The organism is Streptomyces sp. NPDC059456, from assembly GCF_042750055.1.
In the GTDB taxonomy this organism is placed as follows: Bacteria; Actinomycetota; Actinomycetes; order Streptomycetales; family Streptomycetaceae; genus Streptomyces.
This window is the reverse complement of record NZ_JBHYVA010000814.1, coordinates 1-3,415: the sequence shown is the minus strand read 5'-3', so window position 1 is coordinate 3,415 and position 3,415 is coordinate 1. Positions and strand designations below refer to the sequence as shown.

At 73.4% G+C, this 3,415-nt stretch carries 3 protein-coding genes; all 3 read left to right on the top strand.

Going from position 1 to position 3,415, the window contains the following annotated elements; all coding sequences use genetic code 11:
• Positions 1-247 precede the first annotated feature (247 nt).
• A complete protein-coding gene (locus ACFXA3_RS38950; RefSeq protein WP_385195527.1) occupies positions 248-1,021 on the top strand; it encodes an ABC transporter ATP-binding protein in 774 nt (257 codons plus the stop codon).
• A 151-nt stretch (positions 1,022-1,172) separates the two neighbouring features.
• Positions 1,173-2,114, top strand: a complete 942-nt coding sequence (locus ACFXA3_RS38945; RefSeq protein WP_385195525.1) for a FadR/GntR family transcriptional regulator — start codon at positions 1,173-1,175, stop codon at positions 2,112-2,114.
• A gap of 364 nt (positions 2,115-2,478) precedes the next feature.
• On the top strand, positions 2,479-3,415 hold a 937-nt coding region (locus tag ACFXA3_RS38940; RefSeq protein ID WP_385195523.1), incomplete at its 3' end, for a sigma-70 factor domain-containing protein.

Genomic DNA, 3,415 nt, shown 5'->3' with positions numbered 1-3,415 from the left:
GGGCGCCCCCGCGCCCCGGGGGGCCGCCGGGGCGGCGGCTGGCCCCCCCCCCCCCCGCGCCCCCGCCCCGCCCCCCGCCCGGGCCCCGCCCGCAACCCCGCCCGCCCCCGCCTCCGTCCCGTCCGCCTCCGGAACCGTCCCGTCCCCGCCCGCCTCCGTCTCGTCCGCCTCGGGAACCGTCCCGTTCCCATCCGCCTCTGCCCGGTCCGCCGCCCTGACCGGGCGGCCGGCCTCGACCGTGCGGCGGGTGGGCGGTCCGCTGCGGCCGCTGCGCTACGAGCTGTGCCGCGTCTTCGGTACCGCCACGCCCGTCCTCACCGCGGCCGTCGTCGTTGCCGTCTCCGCCGTCACCGCGCTGGTGCTGGCCCGGGCGGGCGGCACCCCGCAGAACCGGCTGCTCGCCGCCTGGCCGCAGCTGCTGCCCCTGCCGCCCGCCGCCCTCGGCGCGGGACTGCTCGGTGCGCTGGCCTTCGGCGAGGAGTACCGCTACCCCGCACTCGCCGCGGACCGCGGCACCGTGCCGCGCCGGATGGGCCTCCTGGCCGCCAAACTCGCCGTCTGTGCCGGTCTCGCCCTGGCCTTCGGTGCGCTCGCGGTCACGGCCGACGCCGCCGTCCTGGAACTCGTCTTCGGCCGCGGCCCGCTGCGCACCCCCGGGGAGTGGGCATCCCCGGCCGCGAGTTGGGCCGGACTGCTCATCGGCTGTGCCTGGGCCGGCGTCCTGGCCTCCGGTGTCTTCCGGTCGGCGGCCGCGGGCCTGGCCGCCGTGCTCGCCGTACCCCTCATGGTCGTTCCGCTCGTGCGCAAGGCGCTGGACGGGCCGTCCGCGTACCCGGCGAGCGGGCTCGCGGCCCGGCTGCGCGGACTGACCTGGGCGCAGTGGCCCCCGGAGGCGGACCACCTCGTGACGGGGGTCCTGCGGGTGATGGCCCAACCCGTCGGCACCGCACTGGTGTTGTCGCTGATGGTCCTGTTGTGCGCCTATGGGTTCACAGGACTGCGCAGCCGCGTCCGTTGGTAAAGGACCGTTGGTGATCGTTCCGGTGCCGGGCGGTGCCGGAACGCGACCGATCCGGTCCCCATCACGTGAACCGGACCACAACTCCCCGCAAAGGGCCCGGTTCCTTCCGATAAGTCGTCAATTGCGCAGGTGGTACCGATCACCCTTTCGTGTGCTTTTCACCAAAGACCTCAAGGGTCGCCGGGGCGCGGCCGACAAAGGATTCGTGAGTACCCTTGCGCACACCATGATGACCGCCGCCCGCCATGCCGACTCCGGCCTCGCCGGCCCGGGCGAACTCGACCGCTACCCCTACGCCGAGGCCCCCGGCACCGACCGCGTCACGGCGCCCCACTGGGACGGCGCCGACGTCGAGTTGAGCCGGGTCGGGCGCCGTGCGGCAGGCAGCCGCGGCCGCGGCCTGCACGGCCAACTCGTCCAGCAGCTGGGCCAGATGATCGTCTCCGGCGACCTCGGCGCGGACCGCCCGCTGGTCCCCGAGGAGATCGGCCAGCGCTTCGAGGTCTCCCGTACGGTGGTCCGCGAATCGCTGCGCGTGCTGGAGGCCAAGGGCCTCGTCAGCGCCCGCCCCAACGTCGGCACCCGCGTCCGCCCCGTCGCCGACTGGAACCTGCTCGACCCCGACATCATCGAGTGGCGTGCCTTCGGCCCCCAGCGCGACGACCAGCGCCGCGAGCTCAACGAGCTCCGCTGGACCATCGAGCCGCTGGCCGCCCGCCTCGCCGCCGGCCACGGACGCCCCGACATCCAGCAGCGCCTCGCCGACATGGTCGAGATCATGGGCCACGCCCTCGGCCAGGGCGACGCGATCACCTTCGGGCGCGCCGACAACGAGTTCCATGCGCTCCTCATCCAGGTCGCGGGCAACCGCATGCTGGAGCACCTCTCCGGCATCGTCTCCTCCGCGCTCCAGGTGTCCGGCAGCCCCGTCACCGCCTGCGACCGTCCCAGCGAGGCGTGCGTCGCCCACCACGCTCGGATCGTCGAGGCCCTCGCCGCCGGCGACGCGACGGGCGCCGAGAACGCGATGCGCCAGCTCCTGACGGTGCACCCGGAGGTCGAGCGCGTGGTCCCCGCCCCGCGCGAGCACTGACGGGCGGACGGACGGCGGCGCGGGGTACTCATACGTGCCGCCGGCCCCCGGAGGTACCCGGGACGCGGTCCGGCGGGGTACCTCCCGGCGGCGGCCGGGAGCGGGCCCGGCCACCTCGGCACGCCCTGGCGACCGGGGTGTGACTGGGGCCACGAAGAATTGGGCGTAACACTCCGCGAGGTCAAGCGATGACCTAGAGAGGTGATGGCCGACGGAGGGAAGACAGCAGCCCTTGCGGGTGCTGTGCAGCTCCCCGGCCCCTGCCCGCGCCCCCGGCCCATTCCCAGTCGGTGGTCGTCGGCTCCGGTCCAGCACCATCCGGCCGGGGTCGGAAGCCGTTTCCATCGTTTCCGAGAGGTTGTTCGTGTCGGCCAGCACATCCCGTACGCTCCCGCCGGAGATCGCTGATTCCGAGTCTGTGATGGCGCTCATCGAGCGGGGCAAGGCCGAGGGGCAGATCGCCGGCGATGACGTGCGTCGGGCCTTCGAGGCTGACCAGATTCCTGCGACCCAGTGGAAGAATGTTCTGCGCAGCCTCAACCAGATCCTCGAGGAAGAGGGTGTGACGCTGATGGTCAGTGCCGCGGAGTCGCCCAAGCGCACCACCCGCAAGAGCGTCGCAGCGAAGACCCCGGCCAAGCGGACGGCCACGAAGACCGTCGCGGCGAAGACGACGGCTGCGCGGACCGTCGCCGCTGCGGCACCCGCGGCCGAGACGGTGGAACCGGAGCCCGTGGACGCTCCCGCGGAGGAGCCCGGAACCGAGCCCGCCGCGAAGAAGACCGCGGCGAAGAAGACGGCGGCCAAGAAGGCGGCCCCTGCCAAGAGGACCGCCGCGAAGAAGACGGCCGCGAAGAAGACCGCCGCCAAGAAGGACGCCGACGAGGCCGGCGAGGACGAGCCCCTCGAGGAGGGCCCCGGCGCGGTCAAGGCGGAGGGCGAGGAAGAAGAGGACGGCGGGGAGAGCAAGGGCTTCGTCATCTCCGACGACGAGGACGACGCCCCGGCCCAGCAGGTCGCCGTGGCCGGTGCCACCGCGGACCCGGTCAAGGACTACCTGAAGCAGATCGGCAAGGTCCCCCTCCTCAACGCCGAACAGGAGGTCGAGCTCGCCAAGCGCATCGAGGCGGGCCTGTTCGCCGAGGACAAGCTGGCCAACTCCGACAAGCTGGCCCCCAAGCTCAAGCGCGAGCTGGAGATCATCGCCGAGGACGGCCGCCGCGCCAAGAACCACCTGCTGGAGGCCAACCTCCGTCTCGTGGTCTCGCTGGCCAAGCGCTACACCGGCCGCGGCATGCTCT